Source organism: Myceligenerans cantabricum (genome assembly GCF_054777735.1).
In genome coordinates this window covers 648,944-670,385 of record NZ_BAAHAJ010000009.1, presented here as the reverse complement: position 1 = coordinate 670,385, position 21,442 = coordinate 648,944, and the positions used below count along the sequence as shown (strand labels likewise).

General features: G+C 73.9%; 21 protein-coding genes. 14 read left to right on the top strand and 7 right to left on the bottom strand.

The window, feature by feature from the left end; all coding sequences use genetic code 11:
• Positions 1-137: 137 nt before the first annotated feature.
• Together ACYU96_RS12180 and ACYU96_RS12175 are read left to right on the top strand one after the other, a co-directional pair.
• Entirely contained in the window at positions 138-1,763 is a 1,626-nt protein-coding gene (locus ACYU96_RS12180) for an ABC-F family ATP-binding cassette domain-containing protein (protein WP_460753544.1), read from the top strand.
• Positions 1,764-1,874: 111 nt separating this feature from the next.
• Positions 1,875-2,888, top strand: coding sequence for a glycoside hydrolase family 18 protein (locus tag ACYU96_RS12175; RefSeq protein ID WP_460753541.1), 1,014 nt, complete (start codon positions 1,875-1,877; stop codon positions 2,886-2,888).
• A 49-nt stretch (positions 2,889-2,937) separates the two neighbouring features.
• On the opposite strand, the gene ACYU96_RS12170 is transcribed toward ACYU96_RS12175, so the two are convergent.
• A complete protein-coding gene (locus ACYU96_RS12170; protein WP_460753538.1) occupies positions 2,938-3,354 on the bottom strand; it encodes a DUF6314 family protein in 417 nt (138 codons plus the stop codon).
• A gap of 69 nt (positions 3,355-3,423) precedes the next feature.
• Here ACYU96_RS12170 and ACYU96_RS12165 point away from each other — a divergent pair, with 69 nt between their 5' ends.
• Positions 3,424-5,493, top strand: a complete 2,070-nt coding sequence (locus ACYU96_RS12165; RefSeq protein WP_460754614.1) for a M3 family metallopeptidase — start codon at positions 3,424-3,426, stop codon at positions 5,491-5,493.
• A 68-nt stretch (positions 5,494-5,561) separates the two neighbouring features.
• Positions 5,562-6,932: a M20/M25/M40 family metallo-hydrolase gene (locus tag ACYU96_RS12160; protein WP_460753536.1), complete on the top strand. Its 1,371-nt coding sequence runs from the start codon at positions 5,562-5,564 to the stop codon at positions 6,930-6,932.
• 43 nt (positions 6,933-6,975) lie between these two features.
• On the opposite strand, the gene ACYU96_RS12155 is transcribed toward ACYU96_RS12160, so the two are convergent.
• Positions 6,976-7,902: an undecaprenyl-diphosphate phosphatase gene (locus ACYU96_RS12155; RefSeq protein ID WP_460753533.1), complete on the bottom strand. Its 927-nt coding sequence runs from the start codon at positions 7,900-7,902 to the stop codon at positions 6,976-6,978.
• A gap of 38 nt (positions 7,903-7,940) precedes the next feature.
• On the opposite strand from ACYU96_RS12155, the gene ACYU96_RS12150 reads away from it, so the two are divergent.
• A complete protein-coding gene (locus ACYU96_RS12150) occupies positions 7,941-8,882 on the top strand; it encodes an aldo/keto reductase (RefSeq protein ID WP_460753531.1) in 942 nt (313 codons plus the stop codon).
• Positions 8,883-8,999: 117 nt separating this feature from the next.
• The gene (locus ACYU96_RS12145; RefSeq protein WP_460753528.1) at positions 9,000-9,512 is read left to right on the top strand and encodes a Dps family protein; all 513 of its coding nucleotides are present in this window, start codon (positions 9,000-9,002) and stop codon (positions 9,510-9,512) included.
• Between the two features lie 25 nt (positions 9,513-9,537).
• On the opposite strand, the gene ACYU96_RS12140 is transcribed toward ACYU96_RS12145, so the two are convergent.
• The gene (locus tag ACYU96_RS12140; protein ID WP_460753526.1) at positions 9,538-9,858 is read right to left on the bottom strand and encodes a primosomal protein; all 321 of its coding nucleotides are present in this window, start codon (positions 9,856-9,858) and stop codon (positions 9,538-9,540) included.
• A 155-nt stretch (positions 9,859-10,013) separates the two neighbouring features.
• Between ACYU96_RS12140 and ACYU96_RS12135 the strand changes: the two genes are divergently transcribed.
• From ACYU96_RS12135 to ACYU96_RS12125, 3 genes are read left to right on the top strand one after another with little or no spacing between them, the layout of a single operon-like run.
• On the top strand, positions 10,014-10,229 hold the full coding sequence (locus tag ACYU96_RS12135; RefSeq protein WP_460753523.1) for a DUF5703 family protein: 216 nt from the start codon (positions 10,014-10,016) through the stop codon (positions 10,227-10,229).
• A 19-nt stretch (positions 10,230-10,248) separates the two neighbouring features.
• Positions 10,249-11,532, top strand: a complete 1,284-nt coding sequence (gene mshC / locus ACYU96_RS12130) for a cysteine--1-D-myo-inosityl 2-amino-2-deoxy-alpha-D-glucopyranoside ligase (protein WP_460753520.1) — start codon at positions 10,249-10,251, stop codon at positions 11,530-11,532.
• A gap of 8 nt (positions 11,533-11,540) precedes the next feature.
• The gene (locus ACYU96_RS12125; RefSeq protein ID WP_460753517.1) at positions 11,541-13,688 is read left to right on the top strand and encodes an acyltransferase family protein; all 2,148 of its coding nucleotides are present in this window, start codon (positions 11,541-11,543) and stop codon (positions 13,686-13,688) included.
• Between the two features lie 37 nt (positions 13,689-13,725).
• On the opposite strand, the gene ACYU96_RS12120 is transcribed toward ACYU96_RS12125, so the two are convergent.
• Positions 13,726-14,694: a PAC2 family protein gene (locus ACYU96_RS12120; protein ID WP_460753515.1), complete on the bottom strand. Its 969-nt coding sequence runs from the start codon at positions 14,692-14,694 to the stop codon at positions 13,726-13,728.
• Positions 14,695-14,834: 140 nt separating this feature from the next.
• Between ACYU96_RS12120 and ACYU96_RS12115 the strand changes: the two genes are divergently transcribed.
• The 3 genes from ACYU96_RS12115 to ACYU96_RS12105 all read left to right on the top strand — a co-directional run bounded on the left by ACYU96_RS12115 (position 14,835) and on the right by ACYU96_RS12105 (position 18,870).
• Complete coding sequence (locus tag ACYU96_RS12115; RefSeq protein ID WP_460753512.1) at positions 14,835-15,281, top strand: nitroreductase family deazaflavin-dependent oxidoreductase; 447 nt, start codon at positions 14,835-14,837, stop codon at positions 15,279-15,281.
• Positions 15,282-15,450: 169 nt separating this feature from the next.
• On the top strand, positions 15,451-15,846 hold the full coding sequence (locus ACYU96_RS12110) for a DoxX family protein (RefSeq protein WP_460753509.1): 396 nt from the start codon (positions 15,451-15,453) through the stop codon (positions 15,844-15,846).
• A gap of 186 nt (positions 15,847-16,032) precedes the next feature.
• Positions 16,033-18,870, top strand: coding sequence for an AfsR/SARP family transcriptional regulator (locus ACYU96_RS12105; protein ID WP_460753506.1), 2,838 nt, complete (start codon positions 16,033-16,035; stop codon positions 18,868-18,870).
• Here ACYU96_RS12105 and ACYU96_RS12100 read toward each other — a convergent pair.
• Positions 18,854-19,711: a peptidase inhibitor family I36 protein gene (locus tag ACYU96_RS12100; RefSeq protein ID WP_460753504.1), complete on the bottom strand. Its 858-nt coding sequence runs from the start codon at positions 19,709-19,711 to the stop codon at positions 18,854-18,856. The two genes, ACYU96_RS12105 and ACYU96_RS12100, sit on opposite strands and share 17 nt — an antisense overlap.
• Before the next feature lie 265 nt (positions 19,712-19,976).
• Between ACYU96_RS12100 and ACYU96_RS12095 the strand changes: the two genes are divergently transcribed.
• Positions 19,977-20,234 (top strand): GlsB/YeaQ/YmgE family stress response membrane protein, encoded by a 258-nt coding sequence (locus tag ACYU96_RS12095; RefSeq protein ID WP_460753501.1) that lies wholly within the window; start codon positions 19,977-19,979, stop codon positions 20,232-20,234.
• An 83-nt stretch (positions 20,235-20,317) separates the two neighbouring features.
• Here the strand turns inward: ACYU96_RS12095 and ACYU96_RS12090 are convergent, their stop codons facing one another.
• Together ACYU96_RS12090 and ACYU96_RS12085 are read right to left on the bottom strand one after the other, a co-directional pair.
• Positions 20,318-20,779: a VOC family protein gene (locus ACYU96_RS12090; RefSeq protein ID WP_460753499.1), complete on the bottom strand. Its 462-nt coding sequence runs from the start codon at positions 20,777-20,779 to the stop codon at positions 20,318-20,320.
• Complete coding sequence (locus ACYU96_RS12085; RefSeq protein ID WP_460753496.1) at positions 20,776-21,090, bottom strand: DinB family protein; 315 nt, start codon at positions 21,088-21,090, stop codon at positions 20,776-20,778. The genes ACYU96_RS12090 and ACYU96_RS12085 overlap by 4 nt, the downstream gene beginning before the upstream one ends.
• A 152-nt stretch (positions 21,091-21,242) precedes the next feature.
• Between ACYU96_RS12085 and ACYU96_RS12080 the strand changes: the two genes are divergently transcribed.
• Positions 21,243-21,440, top strand: coding sequence for a hypothetical protein (locus tag ACYU96_RS12080; RefSeq protein ID WP_460753494.1), 198 nt, complete (start codon positions 21,243-21,245; stop codon positions 21,438-21,440).
• Positions 21,441-21,442: the final 2 nt, after the last annotated feature.

The window sequence follows — 21,442 nt, the reverse complement described above, 5'->3', positions numbered from 1 at the left end:
GGGTGACGTGAAGGATGGCGATGACGGATCTCCAGGTAGCAGCCGACCCGCGCTGACGCCTGCCCTCGTCCGAGCCCGGCTCGGGACGGAAGGGCTCCCGGCGTCGGCGTTCCGCACGCCACCCAGGAGTCCTCGCCATGCCTTCCTCCGTCTCGAACCCTGCCGTCGTCCTGCGCGACCTCACCTTTGCCTGGCCCGACGGCGCCGTCGCGCTCGACCGGGTGTCCGGCGCCTTCGGCCGCGGCCGCACCGGGCTGACCGGCCTCAACGGCGCGGGCAAGTCCACGCTGCTGCGGCTCGTCGCCGGGCGGCTGCGTCCCGTGTCCGGCTCTGCCGCCGTCGCCGGCACCGCCGACTACCTGCCGCAGCGCCTCACTCTCGACGTCGGCGCGACCGTCGCCGACGTGCTCGGCGTGCGCTCCACCGTGGACGCCGTCCGTGCGATCACCGGTGGGGACGTGCGCGCCGAGCTCTTCGACGTCGTCGGCGACGGCTGGGACGTGGAGGAACGGGCTGTCGCCGCGCTGGCGGCGTCCGGCCTGCCCACGGGCCTGGACCGGACCGTCGGCACGCTGTCCGGCGGGGAGGCGATGCTCACGGCGGTCGCCGGCCTGCGGCTGCGCGGGGCGGACGTCGCGCTGCTCGACGAACCCACCAACAACCTCGACGGTGAGGCCCGGGAGCGCCTCTACGACCTGGTGCGCGGCTGGCGCGGGGCGCTGGTGGTCGTGTCGCACGACCTGGCGCTGCTGGAGCTGATGGACGAGACGGCGGAGCTGCGGTCGGGCTCCCTGACGACCTTCGGCGGCCCGTACAGCGAGTACCGCGCCTGGCTGGACGTGCAGCAGGAGGCGGCCGAGCAGGCGCTGCGCGCCGCGGAGCAGACGCTGCGGCGGGAGAAGCGGCAGCGGGTCGCGCTGGAGGAGAAGGTGGCGCACAGCGAGCGGCAGGCGCGCAAGGACCGCGCGAGCCGCCGGTACGTCCCGGCGGTCGTCCGGGAGCGGAAGAACTCGGCGGAGCGGTCGCAGGGCGCGCGGCGCGGCCTGGCGGACGCGCACGTCGCCGAGGCGCGGGCCGCGGTGGACGCGGCGGAGCGGGCGGTGCGGGACGACGACCGGATCGCCGTCGACCTGCCGGACCCGGGCGTTCCGGCCGGGCGCCGGATCGCCGTGCTGACCGGCGCGGACGGCCGGGAGCACGTGCTCCAGGGCCCGGAGCGCGTGGCGCTGACCGGCCCGAACGGAGCGGGCAAGACGACGCTCCTGGAGCGGCTGCTGCGCGGTCCGGACGCGGCCCCGGACGGTGCCGTCCCCGCCGGTCTCCCGGCGGCGTCCGGCACGCTCCTGACCGACCGGGCCGCCTACCTGCCGCAGCGGCTCGACGTGCTGGACGACGCCGCGACCGTGCTCGACGCCGTCCGCGAGGGTGCGCCGGACGTGCCGCCGGGCGAGCTGCGCAACCGCCTGGCGCGCTTCCTCGTCCGGGGCGCCGCGGTGCACCGGACGGTGGCGACGCTCTCGGGCGGGGAGCGGTTCCGGGTCGCGCTCGCCCGCCTGCTGCTCGCGGACCCGCCGGCCCAGCTCCTCGTCCTGGACGAGCCCACCAACAACCTCGACGTCGCCAGTACGGACCGCCTGGTGGAGGCGCTGTCCGCCTACCGGGGGACGCTGCTGGTGGTGAGTCACGACCGCGCGTTCCTGGACCGGCTGGCCCTGACCCGGGAGCTGCGCCTGGACCGCGACGGCGGTCTGCGCGAGAGCTGACCGGGTGCCGGGTGCCGGGTGCTGCGGGTACGTGGTACCCCTGATGCGTGAGAATTCACCCGCTGGATACGTTCTCGCTACGAACTTGTCTGGGCTGGGAGAGAACTCATCATGAAGATCAGATCACGACGGGTCGCCGTCGCCAGCGCTGCGGCTGCGGTCCTCCTGACCGGTGGCATCGCGGCGAGCGGCGTCATCGGCGCGACCGCGGACGAGGCCGGCGCCGCCGCCGAGGACACGCAGGCCGTCACGGAGAAGATGCCGGCCGCGCCCTACCTGTTCCTCGGCTGGGGCAACCCGCAGGACGCGACCTCCGTCATGAGCGAGACCGGCATCGAGGCGTTCACCATGGCGTTCATCCTCTCGTCGGGCGGCTGCGCCCCCGCCTGGGACGGCCAGCGCCCCCTCGACGGCGGCGTGGACGAGCAGACCATCGACGCCATCCACGCCGCGGGCGGCCAGGTGCAGGTGTCGTTCGGCGGGTGGCAGGGCAACAAGCTCGGCCCGAACTGCTCGAGCCCCGAGGAGTTCGCCGGCGCCGTGCAGCAGGTGATCGACGCGCACCAGGTCGACGTCGTCGACTTCGACATCGAGAACACCGACGAGCTCGAGGACTACGCCGTGCAGGACCGCATCCTGCAGGGCATCTCGATCGTCAAGGAGAACAACCCGGACGTGGGTGCCGTCGTCACGATCCCGACGACCACCACCGGACCCGGCGGCGCCGGGTCCCGCCTCATCGAGCGGGCCGCCGAGCTCGGCACGCCGATCGACAACTACACCATCATGCCGTTCGACTTCGGCGGCTCCGACATGGCGGCCGACACGAAGGCCGCGACCGAGGGCCTCAAGGACCAGCTCCGGGCCGCGAACGGCTGGACCGACGAGGAGGCGTGGAGCCACGCGGGCATCTCGGGCATGAACGGGACGTCCGACGTCGGCGAGACGACGACGCCCGCGCAGTGGAGCGAGATCCGCGACTGGGCGAGCGCGCAGGGCGTGACCCGCTTCGCGTACTGGGCGGTCAACCGCGACCGGCCGTGCCCGGGCGGTGGCGCCGTGTCCGACTGCAGCGGCATCGACCAGGAGGACCTCGAGTTCACGAGGATCACGGCAGGGTTCTGACCCGCCTGACCGACCGCCGTCGGTCCGGCCGACCGTGGGGCGCGTGCCCTCACCGGTCGGCCGGAGGGCGGGCGTAGCGAGAGGTCATCGTGTAGTCCTTGGTCGGGCCCGTCACCCGCCACCGGACCGTCCAGGGGGCGTCGGCGTCCGCCGGGGTGTCGATGTGGCCGTCGTAGAGGTCACGTCCGCACGGGTGCTCCACCTCGCCGCCGGTCCAGGAATGGAAGTCCCGGCCGTCCTCGAAGGTCACCCGCCAGCCGGCCGTGCCACGCACGAGGAACAGGGTGCGGCTCACCCGGGTGGTCCGCCCCGCGCCGTGCAGCGTGCCGTGCTCGGCCCAGCGGATCCGGTCGTCGTCCTCGGCGTCGAACGCCGCCTCGCCGACGGCGACGTACTCCGCGCCGTCGAGATGGTCGCGCACCTCGCGGCGGAAGTCCCAGAGGCCGACGAGTCGCAGCGGATCCACGGACCCATCCTAGGGACTGCCGTCCCGCCCGGGCGACGTCGTGCGTCCCGGGCGGCGCCGCGGGTGAGAATGGGCCGCATGACGACCCTCGCCAACCCACACTCCGTACCGTCCACGCTCCCGTACGAGCTGCCCGACTACACCGCGATCCGCGAGGAGCACCACGAGCCTGCGGTCGTGGACGGCATGGCCGCCCAGCGGGCCGAGGTCGAGGCCATCGTCACCAGCCCCGCACCACCCACCGTCGAGAACACCCTCGAGGCGCTCGAACGCAGCGGCGCGCTCCTGGGCAGGGCGCTGCGCGTCTTCGGGAACCAGCTGGCCGCCGACGCCACACCCGGCCTGGAAGAGATCGAGGCACGCCTCGCCCCGCAGCTCGCCGCGCACGAGGACGCCATCTACCTGGACGCCCGCCTCTACGCACGCGCCAGGGCCATCCAGGAGCAGGCGGACGCCGGCGTCCTCACCCTCGAACCCGACACCGCCTACCTCCTGGAGCAGCTGCTCACCCGCATCCGCCGCTCGGGCATCGAGCTGTCCGAGGCCGACCAGGCCACCCTGCGCGCCCTCAACGCCCGCCTCACCACCCTCCAGGCCGAGTTCGGCCGCAAGCTCCTGGCCGGCGCCAACGCCGCGAGCGTCCTGATCACCGACGAGGCCGAGCTCGACGGCCTGCCCGCGCGCGCCCGGGCCGGTGCGAGGGCCGCCGCCGAGTCCCGCGGGCAGGACGGCTGGCTGCTCGAGATGCAGCTGTTCACCCACCAGCACGTCCTGGCCTCCCTCGCCCGGGCCGACGTGCGCGCCCGCGTCCAGGCCGCCGCCGAGGCCCGCGGCGCCGACGGCACCGAGCACGACACCCGTGCCACCCTCCTGGAGACGGTCCGCCTCCGCGCCGAGCGCGCCCGTCTCCTCGGCTACGAGCACCACGCCGCCTACGTCGCCGCGGACGCCACCGCAGGCACCACCCGGAACGTCGCCGACATGCTCGGGCGCCTCGCCCCGCCCGCCGTCGCCAACGCCCGCACCGAGCACGCCGACCTCGAGGCGCTCGCCGGCGGGCCTGTCGCGGCCGCGGACTGGTCGTACCACGCCGAGGCGGTGCGCAAGGACCGCTTCGCGCTCGACGACGCGCTCCTGCGCCCGTACCTGGAGCTCGAGCGGGTCGCGCACGACGGCGTGTTCCGCGCTGCGAACCTGCTGTTCGGACTGTCCTTCACGGAGCGCGACGACCTCGTCGGCTGCCACCCGGACGTGCGCGTCTTCGAGGTGTTCGACCACCCGGAGCCGGGGGAGCGGGACCACGGGCTGGGCCTGTTCGTCGCCGACTGGTTCACGCGCGCGTCCAAGCGCGGCGGCGCCTGGATGAACAACCTCGTCGACCAGAACCACCTGCTCGGCCAGCGGGCCGTCGTCGTGAACAACCTCAACATCGTCCGGGCGCCCGCCGGGGAGCCCACCCTGCTCTCCTGGGACGAGGTCACCACGATGTTCCACGAGTTCGGGCACGCGCTGCACGGCCTGCTGTCCGACGTGCGCTACCCGTCGCAGTCCGGCACGAACGTGCCGCGCGACTTCGTCGAGTTCCCCTCCCAGGTCAACGAGATGTGGGCGTGGGACCCGGAGATCCTCGCCGGCTTCGCCGTGCACCACGAGACCGGCGAGCCGATGCCTGCCCGCTGGATCGACACGATGCTCGCGTCGCGCCAGTGGGGCGAGGGCTTCTCCACCACCGAGTACCTCGGCGCCGCCCTGCTCGACCAGGCGTGGCACCAGCTCGCCCCCGAGGACGTGCCCACCTCGCCCGACGACGTCGCCGGCTTCGAGGCCGCCGCGCTCGCGGCGGCCGGCGTGGACTTCGCGCCCGTGCCGCCCCGGTACCGCACCACCTACTTCAACCACGTCTTCGGCGGGGGCTACTCGGCCGCGTACTACTCCTACGTCTGGTCCCAGGTGCTCGACGCCGACACCGTCGAGTGGTATGGCGAGCAGGGCGGCCTGACCCGCGAGAACGGTGAGACGTTCCGGCGACGGCTGCTGGCGCGCGGCGGCTCCCAGGACCCGAGCCGTTCCTTCCGCGACCTGGTCGGCCGCGACCCGCGGATCGCGCCACTGCTCGCACGCCTCGGCCTGGACGCCTGACGCAGCACCGCCCCCGGCAGGAGGGTGCCGCTGGGGAGCTCGTCGACGCGGCGGGTAGCGTGTGCGACGTGACCGAGACCCCGCACACCGCCCCCTCCGCCCCTCCCGTTCTCGCTGCCCAGGACGAGGTGGTCCGCATCTGCCGCGACCTCATCCGGTTCGACACGTCGAACTACGGGACGGGTGAGGGGCCGGGGGAGCGGGCCGCAGCCGAGTACGTCATGGAGCTGCTGACCGAGGTGGGCCTGGAGCCGGAGCTCTTCGAGTCCGAGCCGGGGCGCGCGTCCGTCGTCGTCCGCCTGGAGGGGGCCGACCGCACCCGGCCCGCGCTCGTGCTGCACGGCCACCTCGACGTCGTGCCCGCGGCCGCCGCCGACTGGAGCGTCGACCCGTTCGCGGCCGAGCTCACCCACGAGCCCGAGGGCAGCCTCATCTGGGGCCGCGGCGCCGTCGACATGAAGGACATGGACGCCATGATCCTGTCGGTCGTGCGGCAGATGGCGCGCGAGGGCCGTAAGCCCGCCCGCGACGTCGTCGTCGCCTTCTTCGCCGACGAGGAGAACGGCGGCAGGCTCGGCGCCGGCTACCTGACCGCCGAGCACGCCGAGCTCTTCGAGGGCGCGACCGAGGCGGTCAGCGAGGTCGGCGGGTTCTCCGTCGACGTCGGCGGCCACCGTGCCTACCTGCTGCAGACCGCCGAGAAGAGCCTGTCCTGGATGCGGCTGCTCGCCGACGGCCGCGCCGGCCACGGCTCCCAGGTCAACCACGACAACGCGGTCACGGCGCTCGCCGACGCCGTCGCCCGGATCGGGAAGTACTCCTGGCCCTACACGCCCACGCCGACGGTGGACGCGCTGCTGCGCGGCGTCGCGGACCTCACCGGCCTGCCGTACGACGTCGCCCGCTTCGCCGAGGACCCGGCCATGGTGGACGAGCTGGTCGCCGCGCTCGGTCCGGCGGCCAAGTTCGTGGGTGCCACCGTGCGCAACACGTCCAACCCGACCCAGCTGGAGGCCGGGTACAAGGCGAACGTCATCCCGGGCTCGGCGTCGGCGGCGATCGACGTGCGGCTGCTGCCCGGCCACGAGGCCGAGGGCATCGAGACGCTGCGGGAGCTGGCCGGGCCGGGCGTGCGGGTCGAGCCGATCCACCAGGACCGGTCCCTCGAGGTGCCGTTCACGGGGTCCCTCGTGGACGCCATGGTGGACGCGATCTCGGCCGAGGACGCCGGCGCGACCGTCCTGCCGTACACGCTCTCGGGCGGCACCGACAACAAGTGGATGTCCCGCCTCGGCATCACCGGCTACGGCTTCGCCCCGCTGCGGCTTCCCGCGGACCTCGACTTCGCGGGCATGTTCCACGGCGTCGACGAGCGCGTCCCCACGGATGCTCTTGAGTTCGGCACGCGGGTCCTGGACCGTCTGCTGGCGACCTGCTGACGGTCGCCCGCGGGCCCGTCAGCGGGCCCGCGGGCGCCGCAGGTCAGACGCCGACGCCGCCGTTCGCGTCGAGCGTTCCCGTGACGAGCAGGCCCGCGACCACCGCGGCCAGCACGAAGCGGTAGTACACGAACGGTGCGAACGAATACTTCTTGACGATCTTCAGGAACGCCACGATGACGAAGTAGCCGACCACGCCCGCGACGATCGTCGCGATGATGGTCTCCGTCCAGCCCGGTGCGCCCTCCGGGATCGGCTCGCCCACGGTCTTCAGCAGCTGGTAGAACCCGGACCCGAACACGGCGGGCAGCGCCAGCAGGAACGAGTAGTCCGCGGCCGCGCCGCGCTTGAAGCCCATGAACAGGCCCGCGGCGATCGTGCCGCCGGAGCGCGAGACGCCCGGGACGAGCGCGAGGGACTGAGCGATCCCGTAGGTGATCGCGCTGCGCGGCGTGAGCGACTCGAGCTCGCGCTCCTGGCGGGCCGTGCGGTCGGCCCAGAGGATGACCACGCCGAACCCGGCGAGCATGGCCACGGTGAGCCACAGGTTGCGCAGGCTCGTCTCGATCTGGTCCTGGAACAGCAGGCCGAGCACCACGATGGGGACCGAGCCGAGGATGATGTACCAGCCCATCGCCGCGTCCGGGTTGCCGACGCTGAGGCCGGGCCGCGCGTGCCGCACGTCGACCGACCCGGCCGCCGGGCCGAGCCCCAGGCGGGCCCGCCAGCCCGGCCCGTTCGCCCCCGCCAGCGCGCGGTACCAGGCGACGAGGATCTGCCCGATCTTCCGCCGGTAGTAGATGACGACGGCGGTCTCGGTGCCGAGCTGCGTGATCGCGGTGAACGCCGCTCCGGCGTCTCCGGCGCCGATCAGCTCGCTGGTGATGCGCAGGTGCGCGCTCGAGGAGATCGGGAGGAACTCGGTCAGACCCTGGATGAGGCCCAGGAAGATGGCTTGCCACGACGTCACGGGCGGTAACCCTACCCGCTGCCGGGTAGCCTGCCAGCATGGAACACCGCAGGGTGGGAGCCTCGGGGCTGCGTGTCTCCGAGCTCGGCCTGGGCACGATGACCTGGGGCCGCGACACCGACGAGCTCGACGCCGCCGAGCAGGCGCGCGACTTCCTCGATGCCGGCGGCACCCTGATCGACACCGCGGCCGCCTACGGCGAGGGCGACGCCGAGAACGTCATCGGCACCCTCCTGTCCGGGAAGGTGGCGCGCGACGACGTCGTGCTCGCGACGAAGGGCGGCACGCGGCGCGACGCCTCGCGGGGCGTCCTCCTGGACTCCCTCGACGCGTCGCTGCGGCGGATGGGCACCGACCACGTGGACCTGTTCCTCGTGGCCTGCCCGGACGGCGCCACCCCGCTGGCCGAGACCTGCTCGGCGCTCCGGCTGGCCGTCACGTCCGGCCGGGCCCGCTACGCCGGCCTGTCCAACCACCCGGGCTGGGCGGCCGCGCGGGCTGCCTCGCTGCTCGGCGACGACATCGGCCTGCCCGCGCTCTGCCTCGAGTACTCCCTGGTGCAGCGGGGCGCGGAGCGCGAGGCGCTGCCCGCCGCCGACGCGCTCGGCATGGGCCTGCTGGCCTGGTCGCCGCTGGGGCGCGGCGTGCTCACCGGCAAGTACCGGCACGGCACGCCCGCCGACTCGCGCGCGGCGTCGAACCATCTCGCGGGCTTCGTGCAGCCGTACCTGGAGGGCGAGGCGGCGTCGGTGGTCGACGCCGTCGGCATCGCGGCGGACGGCCTGGGCCGCGCCCCCGCTCAGGTGGCGCTCTCCTGGCTGCTGGAGCGCGACCAGGTCGCCTCGGCGATCGTCGGCGCGCGCACCCCGGCGCAGCTGCGCACGAGCCTCGCCGCGACGGACCTGACCCTCCCGGCCGAGGTGCTGGCCGCCCTGGACGACGTCTCCGCCCCACCGATCGGCTACCCCGAACGCTGGTGATCGGCGCCGCGTCGGCGAGCGGGCTGGTCATCAGCGGCCCGGCGCGTGAGGATGGAGGGACCCGACACGGACCGGCTCCAGCCGGTCCGCCGGGATGATCGGAAGGGAGAACCTGCGATGTCCTCAAAGCTGCCCCGTTACACCGTCCCGTCCCTCACCCCCGAGGAGGGCGCCAAGGTCGCCGAGATCCTCCAGGACCGGCTGCACGCCCTGAACGACCTGCACCTCACCCTCAAGCACGTGCACTGGAACGTGGTGGGGCCGCACTTCATCGGCGTCCACGAGATGCTGGACCCGCAGGTCGACGCGGTGCGCACGATGGTGGACGAGATCGCCGAGCGCATCGCGACGCTCGGGGTCGCCCCGGTCGGCACGCCGGGTGCTCTCGTGGCCGCCCGCACGTGGGAGGACTACAAGCTGGGGCGCGCCCCGGCGATCGAGCACCTGGACGCGCTCGACGGCGTCTACGAGTCGGTGATCACCTTCCACCGCAAGGCGGCCGACCAGACGGCCGGCCTGGACGACGTCACCAACGACCTGCTCATCGGCCACCTGCGCGACCTCGAGCAGTTCCACTGGTTCGTCCGCGCCCACCTGGAGTCGGCTTCCGGGGCCCTTCCCGGGTCGTGACCGAGCCGTCCGGGCCGGACCCGTGTCAGCGGGCCGGCTCGGCCGGGGCCGGGTCGTCGACGTCCGCGAGCTCGTCCTCGAAGTCGAAGTCGAGGTCGTCGTCCTCGTCGTCCTCGTCCTCGTCGGAGTCGTCGTCCTCGTCGACGTCCTCGGCGAGGTAGAAGGGCGTGACCTCACCGAACTGCGTGGCGATGGCGTCCTCGTACACCTCGTAGGCGTCGGCGAGCACGTCGTAGGCGTCGTCGACGGCAGGGTCGTCGTCGCTCCGTCTCGTGGCGACCGCGTTGTAGTGGGCCTCGAGTGCGGCCACGAGGCGGTCGAGTGCGGCGCGCGGGTCAACGGTCATGCATTGAACTGTACTGCCGTGCGCTGGCCTGCGGTATCGGTCAGGAGCAATCGTTGCTGCGGCCGGGCGACCCGCGGGGGCGGAGGGCTTGATCCCGGCGCGGGATCGGCCACAATGGACGGACGAATTATCGGCTGTGACGGGGACGGTGACGCATGGCGAGTGACGGCTCCACGTGGCGCAAGCACGGTCAGTACGAGTACCGGGTCGTGACCATCGACCGATCGACGAGCGTGCCCGACGCTCGCAAGCTGCTCACCGACGAGGCCGAGTACGGCCGCTGGGAGCTCGCCAGGACCCGTCTCTACATGGGCGGCGAGCGCCGCGTGTGGCTCCGCCGCAAGATCATCCGCGTGAGGCCGACCCTCTGACACCGTCTAGGCTGTGCGGGTGCATTCCTGGCCCCGCCCGCAGATCCCCGAGATCCCCGGCAGCTCCGACAAGGTCCAGGTGCACGACACCTCGGCCGGCGCCCTCGTCGAGGCCGCGCCCGGAGGAGCTGCCGGGCTCTACGTCTGCGGAATCACCCCGTACGACGCGACGCACATCGGTCACGCGAACACGTACGTGGCCTTCGACCTGCTGGTCCGCGCCTGGCGCGACGCCGGCAAGCGGGTCACGTACGTCTCCAACGTGACCGACGTCGACGACCCGCTGCTCGAGCGCGCCGCCGCCACGGGTGTGGACTGGCGGGACCTCGCTCGCGACCAGGAGGCTCTGTTCGCCGAGGACATGACGGCGCTCGGCGTCGTCCCGCCGGACGTGTACACGGGTGCGGTCGAGGCGGTCCCCGACGTCGCCGTGGCCGTGGCCGCGATGCTGGAGTCCGGCGCCGCCTACCGCGTCCCGCCCGTCGACGACGGCGTGACCGGCGACGACGTCTACGCCGACGTCTCGGCCGATGCCGGCTTCGGCCACGTCTCCGGCCTCGACCGCGCGACGATGAGCACCCTGTTCGCCGAGCGTGGCGGCGACCCGGACCGCCCTGGCAAGCGCGACCCGCTCGACCCGCTGCTGTGGCGCGCCGAGCGCCCCGGGGAGCCCGCCTGGGACGGCGGGCCGCTCGGTCCCGGCCGGCCCGGCTGGCACGTCGAGTGCACGGTCATCGCCCGCGACGGGCTCGGCCTCGCCGTCGCCCCGCCCGGCGGCGGCACGTTCGACGTCCAGGGTGGGGGAGCGGACCTCGTCTTCCCGCACCACGAGATGTCGACCTCTCACCTGCGCGCCCTCGGCGAGCCGGTCGCCGGTGCCCACGTGCACGCGGCCCTGGTCGCCTACCAGGGCGAGAAGATGAGCAAGTCCCGCGGGAACCTGGTGCTCGTCTCCCGGCTCCGCGAGGAGGGCGCCGACCCGATGGCGGTCCGCCTCGCGCTCCTGGCCCACCACTACCGCGCCGCCTGGGAGTGGACGGACGCCGACCTGGCCGCGGGCGCCGAGCGCCTGGAGCTGTGGCGCTCGGCAGTCTCCGGCAACGGCGGCCCGGCCGTCGACGGCACCCTGGCCGCCGTGCGCGCCGCCCTGGCCGACGACCTCGACGCCCCGTCCGCGCTCGCCGCGGTGGACGCGTGGTCGCGGGACGCCCTGGTCCCGGGCCGTGACACGACCGCCGACGAGGAGGGCGCTCCCGGCGTCCTCTCCCGTGCGGTCAACGCCCTCCTGGGCGTCCGTCTCTGACCCGGGCGGTGGCGAAGAGCGCGGCGCTCCCGTCGTCGTCGAGCCCTCACGGGCGGATCGGGGAGGTCGACGGGCTGCGCGGGGTCGCGCTGACCCTCGTCGTGCTGTTCCACGTGTTCGGGGCCGGGCGGGTGTCCGGCGGGGTGGACGTGTTCCTCGTCATCTCCGGGTTCCTCACCACGCGCGCCGTGCTCCGCCGTGCCACGGCGGGGCGGCTCACCGTGCCCGGCGCCTGGTCGCGCGACCTGACCCGGCTCGCCCCGACGGCCCTGGCCGTCCTGCTCGCCGTGGTCGCCGGCACGCTCGCCCTGCTCCCGCCGGGCCGCTGGGAGAGCATGCTGCGCGAGGCGGCGGCGTCGGCGACAAGCTGGGAGAACTGGCGGCTCATCGACGCCGAGCTCGCCTACGGCGCGGCCGGGCCGGAGGCGAGCCCGCTCCAGCACTTCTGGTCGCTCGCCGTCCAGGTGCAGTACCTCGCCGCGCTCCCCGTGGTCGCGCTCGGGTGCGCGGCGCTCGCCGCGCGGGTGCGCCGGGTGCGGGGCCGCGCGATCACCGCCGAGCGGCTGTTCGCCACGGTCCTCGGGCTCGTCACCGCCGCGTCGTTCGCCTTCGCTGTCCGGCTTGCCGCCGTCGACCAGCCGGTCGCCTACTTCCACACGTTCGCGCGGGTCTGGGAGATCGGCGCGGGCGGGCTGCTGGCGCTCGCCACGGCACGGGCCTGGATGGCCCCGCCGCTGCGCGCCGCCGCCGGGTGGGCGGGCGTGACCGCGGTCGTCGTCTGCGGGTTCGTGTTCGACGGCGGGCGGCTCTTCCCGGGTCCCGCCACGCTCTTCCCCGTCGCGGGCGCGCTGCTGGTGCTCCTCGCGGCCGAGGCCGCCTCGGCGGGCGCCGGTGACGGTCCGGCGGGCACCGCCCGGCTCGGCGTCCTGAGCCGCGTGCTGGACAACCCGGTGCCGCGCTGGCTGGCGACCGTCTCGTACGCGCTCTACCTGTGGCACTGGCCGCTGCTGATCGCGTGGCTGGCCGTCGCCGGCCGGCCCCGCGCGGGCGTGCTCGACGGCGCGGCCGTCGTGCTCGTGTCGGTCCTGCTCGCCTGGGCGACGGTGCGGTGGGTCGCGCGGCCGGTCGAGCGCTGGGCGGCCCGGCCCGCACCGCCGGCCCGCCCGCCGGTGCCGCACCGCCGGCTCGCGGCCGGTGCCGTGCTCGGCGCGCTGTCGCTCGTGCTCGCCGGCGGCGTGTGGGCGAGCGCCGAAGGGATCGAGCAGCGGGAGGCCGCCGAGCTGGTGGCGCTGCGCGCGCCGTCGCCCGACCATCCCGGCGCGGCCGTCCTGCGGTCCGCGACGCCGGCCCCGGACACCGCCGGCCCCGCGGACGTCCCGTTCCGGCCGTCCACGCGGATCGCGGGCCGGGACGGGCGCCACGTGACCGACTGCGCCAACTCCGACAACACAGGGATCCAGGTCGTCACCTGCGTGATGGCCACGCCCGAGCAGGGCGCGCCCACCCGGCGCGTCTACCTGGTCGGCGGATCCCACACCCAGCACTGGGGCGACGCCTGGGTCCAGGTGGCCGACGGCGCGGGCTGGGAGATGACGGCGATGTTCAAGCACGGCTGTCGCCTCACGGTCGGGCCGGAGGCCTCCCACCGGTACTGCGTCGGCTGGTCGGCCGCCGCGCTCGACCGGGTGCTGGCCGACCGGCCCGACGCCGTCGTCGTGGAGAGCACGCGGACCTCGACCGACGGCCCGGACTTCGTCGTCCCCGAGCAGGAGGCCGCGTGGGAGAAGATGGCGGCCGCCGGGATCCCGGTGATCGGCGTGCGCGACACCCCGCGCTTCGAGCAGGAGGTCCCCGGCTGCCTGGCGCAGCAGCACGGCCGGCCGAGGGACGAGGCGACGGCGGCCTGCGCGGTGCCGCGGGCCGACCTCTTCGGTGACGCGTTCCCCGCGGACGCTCCCGGGTACGCGCCCGCCACGACGGGCATCACGCACGTCGACCTCACGGACTCGATCTGCGGGCCGGAGACTTGCGACGTGGTCGTCGGCAACGTGCTCGCCTACCGCGACGCCGACCACATGACCGGGACCTACGTCCAGACGCTGGGGCCCGACCTGGACGCCGCCCTGCGGGCCGCGGCGCCCTGGCTCTTCGGGTAGCGCAGCCGCCTCGCGCGCGCAGCCCGGAGCGGGCAGCTCAGCCCGGCCCGGGACCGCCGGGGCCGCCGGGGCCCCCAGGACCGCCGGGACCCCCAGGACCGCCGGGACCCCCAGGACCGCCCTGGTCCCTGCCGTCCTTGCCGCCGATGTCGCGGCGGCGCAGGTACCGCTCGAACTCGCGGGCGATCGCGTCGCCGGACGCCTCGGGCAGCTCCGCGGTGTCCTTCGCCTCCTCCAGCTGGGCGACGTACTCGGAGATCTCCGTGTCCTCGCTGGCGAGCTCGTCGACGCCCTGCTGCCAGGCGGCGGCGTCGTCGGGCAGGTCGCGCATGTCGACGGACTCGCCGAGCAGCTCCTCGATGCGCGTCAGGATCGCGAGCGTCGCCTTGGGGGAGGGCGGGTTCGCCACGTAGTGCGGCACCGCCGCCCACAGCGACACCGACTGCAGGCCGCGCTCGGCGGCCTCGTGCTGCATCACGCCGACGATGCCGGTGGGGCCCGTGTAGGTGTTGGGCTCGATGTCGAGCACCGCCTGCACGCCCGTGCTGTCCGACGTCGCGGTCATCGGGATCGGCCGGGTGTGCGGTACGTCCGCCAGCAGCGCGCCCAGCGTCACGAACGACTCGACCCCCAGGTCCGCCGCGATGCCGAGCAGCTCCGAGCAGTACTTGCGCCACCGCATGGACGGCTCGATGCCGTGCACCAGGACGACCGTGCGCTCCGGCAGGCGGGCCACCCAGACCGACGTCGTCGGCCACGTGATGAACTGCTTGCCGTCGTCGTCGAACGCGACCATGGGACGGTTCACCTGGAAGTCGTGGAACTCGTCCGGATCGAGCTCGGCGACCTTTTCCGCCTCCCAGACCTCGGACAGGTGGGTGAGCGCGCTGGTGGCGGCTCCGCCCGCGTCGTTCCAACCTTCGAAGGCGGCCAGGAGCACGGTCTTGCGGGCCGTTCGCGGGGGGGTGGGGGCCTGCTCGTGCGGCTCGGACTGCGCGTCGGTCATTCCACCACCTTATGGGTTCCGTCAGGAGGTGCGGCGGGAGTTCGCCCGTGGCGTGGCGGGGTCTGTCCTGCCGGCCCGGGCGGGCACGGAGGCCACGCCAGGTCTGGAATAACGGTGGTCTCGGGCCGTTGGGAACAGTTATGAACGAACGACAGGACGAATATGTTCCGAGCACGGCGGGGTGGGTCCGTGACCAGGTGGAGGCCTTCGAAGGATCGAACGGCACCGAGGCCAACACCCTGCGGGGCGGCAGCGACCCGATCGTCGTGATCACGAACCGCGGCGCGAAGACCGGCAAGCTCCGCAAGACGCCCGTGATGCGCGTGGAGCGGGACGGCGCGTACCTCGCCGTCGGGTCGCTGGGCGGCGCGCCGAAGAACCCGGTCTGGGTGTACAACCTCCGGGCGCACCCGGAGGTGGAGCTGCAGGACGGGCCGGTGCGCAAGGAGTACACGGCGCGCGAGCTGTCGGGCGACGAGCGGGCCGAGTGGTGGGAGCACGCCGTGGCGACCTGGTCGACGTACGGCGAGTACCAGAAGAAGACGGACCGGCAGATCCCGCTGTTCCTGCTGGAGCCCGTGGACTGAGCCGCACTCCTGGGTCGCCGGCCGCCGATGATTTCCGGCCTTAGTGGTACTAATCTGGAGTAATCCACCGGAATCACTGCTTGACTTCTCCCATGCGGTCCGGTGACCGTGCCCGCACACCGGAGTGCGCGGAACACCAGGTGTGCACGCCCTACAGGAAGGTATTCTCATGAAGATCGCTGTGTGGATCGTCTCGGCACTGCTGGCGCTCGCGTTCCTGTTCATCGGTGGGTCGAAGGCCATGTCGTCACCGGCCGCGCTCGGGGAGATGTCGGAGGTGCCCGGGGTACTGATGTACATCGCGGGCTGGGCCGAGGTGCTGGGCGCGCTGGGCCTGATCCTGCCCGCCGCGACCCGGATCCTGCCGGTCCTCACGCCGGTCGCGGCGTTCGGTCTCATGGCCACGATGATCGGGGCGGCGGTCGCCGAGATGTCCGTCGGCAACGGCGCCGCCGTCCCCGTGGTCCTCATCCTCGGCGTGCTCGCCGCGTTCGTCGGGTGGGCGCGGCTCGGCTCGGCCAAGGTCCTGCCCCGGGGCGTCGCGCAGGTGCCCGCCGAGGCGTGAGGGCGCGCGGCCGGCCGCGGCCCGACGGCTCGCGGCCGGCCGTCGCGGTGACGGCGCACGACCCCGGGTAGATCTCCCCTTGACTTCCTGGACGGCGCTGGCCACTGTGTGTCTCGACCCCGACCAGGGTCGAGTTCCGCCATCAAGTCGTGCCGGGGTCCGGCCCTCGGCTGGGGGGCGTGCTGCATGCTCACGATGCGGGTCAGGATCCTCGGTTCGCCGGAGATCAGTGACGGCGAGGCCTGGTACCCGGTGACGGGCAAGAGCCGGTCGGTCCTGGGCAGCCTCGTCGCCCGCGCGCCGCACCCGGTGACCGTGGACGAGCTCATCGACGACGTCTGGTCCCACCACGCGCCGGACTCGGCGCCGACCCAGGTCTACGGGTATGTCAGCAAGCTCCGGCGCCTGCTGGGCGGTGCGGACGTCATCCCCCGCCGCGGCGCCGGCTACCTGCTCTCGGCGGGCGACGCCGGTGTCGACGCCCTGCGCTTCGAGGCGGGGGTGCGCTCGGGGCTGGACACTTTCCGCACCGGCCGGCTCGCCGAGGCGCGCGAGCTGCTGACCGACGCCCTCGCGCTGTGGCGCGGGGAGCCGTTCGACGGCGCGTCGCCGGGCGCCGCCGCCCAGGCGCTGGCGGTCCGCCTCGAGGACCTGCGGATGACGGCCGTCGAGCACCTGCTGCAGGCGCGGATCGAGCGCGGCGAGCACGAGGCGGTCGTCGACGAGCTCCAGGACCACGCGCGCCGGAACCCGTTCCGCGAGCACCTGCGCCGCCAGCTGCTGGTCGCGCTGCACCGCAGCGGCCGCACGGCGGAGGCGCTGCTCGAGTACGACCGCCTCCGCCGCACGCTGGCCGACGAGCTCGGGGCAGACCCGAGCCACGCCACCCGCGCCGTCCACCAGCAGATCCTGGACCGGAACCTGCCCGACGCCGGCCGTCCGGCGCCCGCGGCGGCGAGCCCCGTCCGCCAGCTGCCGCCGGGCGTCCCGGACTTCGCCGGGCGGACGGCCGAGCTCGCCGCCCTGGCGGGCTTCGTCGACGAGCACGACTGCGCCGACGCGCCCGCCGTCGTCGTCGTGAGCGGCGCGCCCGGCACCGGGAAGTCGACGCTCGTGCTCCGTCTCGCCCGCCTGGTCGGGCACCGGTACCCGGACGCCCAGCTTCACCTCGACCTCGGTGGCACGTCGCCCGCCCCGCGGGAGCCGGGCGAGCTGCTCGCCACCCTGCTGCACGGCCTCGGCCGGTTCGGGCACCCGCTGCCCGACTCCGTCGAGGCCCGCGCTGCGCTGTTCCGGTCCATGGTCTCCGAGCGGCGCACGCTGCTCGTGCTCGACGACGCCGCGCACGCCGGGCAGGTGCAGGCGCTCCTGCCGCCGAACGGGGAGTCGGCCGTCGTCGTCACGAGCCGGAACGGGCTCACCGACCTGCCCGGCGCCCGGCACCTGCAGCTCGGCGCGCTGGAGCCCGAGGACGCCGAGACGCTCCTGGCGAAGATCGTCGGCCGGGCTCGCGTGGAGAGGGAGCCGGCGGAGGCCGGCGGGATCGTGCGGCTGTGCGGCTACCTGCCCCTGTCCGTACGGATCGCCGGCGGGAAGCTGCTCAGCCGGCCGTCGTGGCCCCTGCGGCAGATGCTCGCCCGGCTGACGGACGAGTCACGGCGCCTCGCCGAGCTGAGCCTCGGCGCCCTCGACGTGCGGGCCAGCGTCGACCTCTCGATCCGGTCGCTGCCCCCGGACGCGGCCCTCGCCTTCGACCTGCTCGGGCTCCTGGGACCGAACGACCAGCCCGGATGGGTGCTCGGCGCCCTCGTGGACTCCGCGGAGCACGAGCCCGTCATGGACCTCCTGCTGGACGCCGGCCTGGTCCAGCTGGTCCGGTACGACGCCGTCGGCCAGGCCCGCTACCGCATGCACGACCTGATCCGGGTGCACGCGCGCGAGCGCGCGACGAGCCGTGGCGCGGCGGTGTGCCGGCCCGCGGCGGACCGGGTGGTGCGCGGCTGGGGACTGCTCGCGGACCGGGCGCGGGAGGGGCAGCCGCCGAGCCTGTTCGACCCGCTGGGGCGGGAGCCAGCCGCGCCGGCGTCCGCGCCCGTGCAGGACGCCGTCGGCGCCGTCGTCGGGCCCGCGGAGCTCGCCGTCCGCGACGCGCCCGCGTGGCTCGCCGCCGAGCGGCACGCGCTGCTCGACGCCGTGCGGCTCGCCCGCACGTGGGAGCTGGCCGGATCCGGCCCCCGGCTCGTCGGCTCCCTGGCGCCCCTGTACGACCAGAAGGCGCTCTACGACGACTGGCGGACCGGTGCCCGGCTCATGCTGAGCCTGCCCGGCGTGGGCCCGACGGCGCGGGGCGCGCTCCTGCGCGGGCTCGGCCAGGTGATGATCTACGCCGACGAGCTCGACGCTGCCACCGAGCAGCTGCGGGCCGCCCTCCGGGCGTACGAGTCGCAGGACCACCGCCTCGGCGCCGCGATGTCCGTGGCGGGCCTGGCCACGGTGCACCGGTTCCGCGGCCGGCTCTCGGAGGCGGCCGCATGCCTGCACCGTGCCCTCGGCCCGGTCGTCGACGCGGGCGACGAGCCCCGGGAGGCCCTGCTGCGTGGCGCGGTCGGGCGGGTGCTCGTGGCCCAGGGCCGGCCTGCCGAGGCACGACCCTGGTACGACGAGGCGCTCCGGCTCGCGCGGACGAGCGGTGACCGGCACCGGGAGGCGGTCACGCTGCGGGACCTCGGCCTGCTCGAGCACGGCCTGGGCAGGTCCGCCGCGGCGGCGGCGGACCTCGGGCACGCCGTCGCGCTGTTCCGCGGCCTCGACGACGAACACTGCACGGCCTCGACGCTCCTGAGCTGGGGTCCCATCCTGCTGGACGACGCGGACACCGGGCGGGCCACCGACGCCCTCACGGAGGCCGCCGCGATCTTCCACCGGATCGGCCTCTGGGACGGTGAGGCCCGCTGCCACGCGCTGCTCGGGACGGTCGGTACGGGCGGTGCGCTGGGTACGGCACGGGTCAGTGGTTCACCTTGAACCAGGGCTGGGCCCAGCCGAGGTAGTGCTGTCCCCACTCGTTCTCGACCTCCGCGATGGTCGCCCTGGAGATCTTGTTGTAGCCGTCGATGTCGTTGGAGGCGAACTCGCCGCCCCCGATCGAGATCATCACGTGCCCGGCGCCGCTGCTGCCCCCGCTGAAGAAGGCCAGGCCGCCCGCCGGGACCGTCCGGTCACCGCCGTGCTTGTGCGTGGAGGGTACCTGGGTCCAGTGGATGTAGGCGGTGTGCGAGCCGCTGTTGGACCACCCGTAGGCGTTGGCCATGAACCGGTCGCAGTAGCCGCCCCAGCCGGTGGCGCCGAGCTTGCCCTTGGCCCAGCTGACCGCCCCGGCGCAGGACCGGGGGTTGCCGAAGACGTTCTTGCACGCGCCCGACGAACGGAAGGGCGCCACGTCGTGCGAGGCGTTGTTGTTCTTGACGGCAGCCTTGAGGTTGCGCTTCGCCCCGGCGCCGACGGCGTCGTACGTCCCGCCGAAGGACGAGTTGTAGTGGACCCGCACCTTCTTGCCCGTGCGGTTCCACACGGAGGCGACGTTGTTCTTGATGCACTGGTTGTACCCGGCCCGGCCCGACGTGCGGAAGACATAGCAGGTGGCGGGGTCGGTGCCGTAGTTGCCGAGGTCCTTGGCCGCGTGGTCCGAGATGGACCCCGCGTTGCCGCTGTTGTAGTAGAAGCAGATCTCGCCGCTCTCGCAGACGCCGTTGCGGGCCGCGGCGGCCTGTGCCGGCGCAGCGCCGACCGTGCCGACCAGCAGGCTGCCGACCAGGGCCAGGACGGCCGCGAAGACCGTGCCGACGCGATTCCTCGTCCGTTCCATCGCTGCTCCTTCGCTCGGTGTGGGACTTCCACGACCGAGCGTGCACGGAGCGGCTACGCGGGCCCTACATCCGGTCTACATCGGGGCCTTCCCGCGGATCGCTCCGGCCCGGACGGCGGCCAGTACCGTCGAGTGGTTCCTGATGTCAATCAGTGGTAGGGAATACATCCCAATCCGGACTCGATCGGGTAACGTTTTCGTCCGTCGTGCGGAATCGGTGCTTCCGTGTACCCGAGCAACGACCGACGACTGACGGAGGAACACCATGGGCATCCTCGCTTTTCTCATCCTGGGTCTGGTCGCAGGTGTGATCGCCCGCTTCATCCTGCCCGGCAAGCAGCCGGGTGGCTTCCTCATGACGCTGCTGCTGGGCGTGCTGGGAGCCATGCTCGGCGGCTGGATCGGCGGCGTCCTGTTCGGCATCGGCTTCAACGAGTTCTGGTCGCTGTCCACCTGGCTCTTCGCCATCCTCGGCGCGATCATCGTCATCGCGGCCGCCCGGGCGCTGCGCAAGCGATCCTGAACCCGGCCGCCCGGTCGGGTCCACCTGACCGGGCGTGGGGCGGCGGGCAGGGGCCATGCCACTGCCCGCCGCGTCCCGGCGCATCAGTCGAGGCAGAACTCGTTCCCCTCCGGATCTTGCATCACGATGAACCCGATGCTCGTCGGCAGGTCCGGCTCGAAGCGGCGCAGGCGGCCGGCGCCCAGGGCGACCAGGCGCTCGCACTCGGTCTCCAGCGCCGCCATCCGCTCGTCGCCCCGGAGGTCGGACGACGTCCGTATGTCGAGGTGGAGACGGTTCTTGGCGACCTTGTCCTCGGGGACCTGCTGGAAGAAGATCCGCGGGCGGACTCCCTCGGGGTCCTCCAGGGCGGAGGCGCTGTTGCGCAGCTCCGGCGGGACGTTCTCGCGCTCCAGGAAGTCGTCCCAGGCGGCGAGCGGGTCGTCGCCCGGCGCGAGCTCGACGCCGGGCGGCCCCGGGTGGACGTAGCCGAGCGCTTCCCGCCAGAAGGCCGACAGGCTCCGTGGGTCGTGCGCGTCGAAGGTGACCTGGAAATCCTTGCTCATCGTGATGCTCCGTCCGGGTGCGAGCGGGTGTGCAGGTAGAGGTCGCGCAGCAGGCAGACCTCGGACAGGTGGTGGATCAGCTCGCGGTCGATGTGCAGCACCAGCTCCGTCATCGGTGCGTCCGGGAACGGCTCGGCGTCGCCCACCGGGCGTGCGAGACCATCGTCGCCGAGCGCACGGACCCCTGCCAGCCACGCGTCGACCTGCACGTCGAGCTGGTCGAGCGCGGTGGCGGCGTCGCCTGCGTAGTCCCAGGACTCGTACGACGCCGCGGGGGCGCCGAAGTGCGCCGCGTTGCGGACCGCCAGCACCCCGACGACGACGTGCCCGAGCCGCCACGCGATCGTCGTCAGCGGCGCCGGCGTCGGCTCCGGGAACCCGAAGTCGATCGTGTGGTCGCCGGAGCCCGCCTGGATCGGGCCCGAGCTCGCGACGCGGATGGACGTGGCACGACCTGGACCTGTTGCTGCTGCACGTCCCGCTGCTGGGGCACGCCTTCGTGGTGCTGGAGCCCGCCGGGCTCGCAGAACGCTGCGAGGTGCTGGCGCACCGCCTCCGGTCGGCCGCCGAGCCGCCCGCCGGGGTCCGCGGGGACGGCGAGCCCCGCGGGGACGGCGAGCCGCGGGGCCGCGCGCGGACGCGCCGCCCCGACCCGGACTGAGG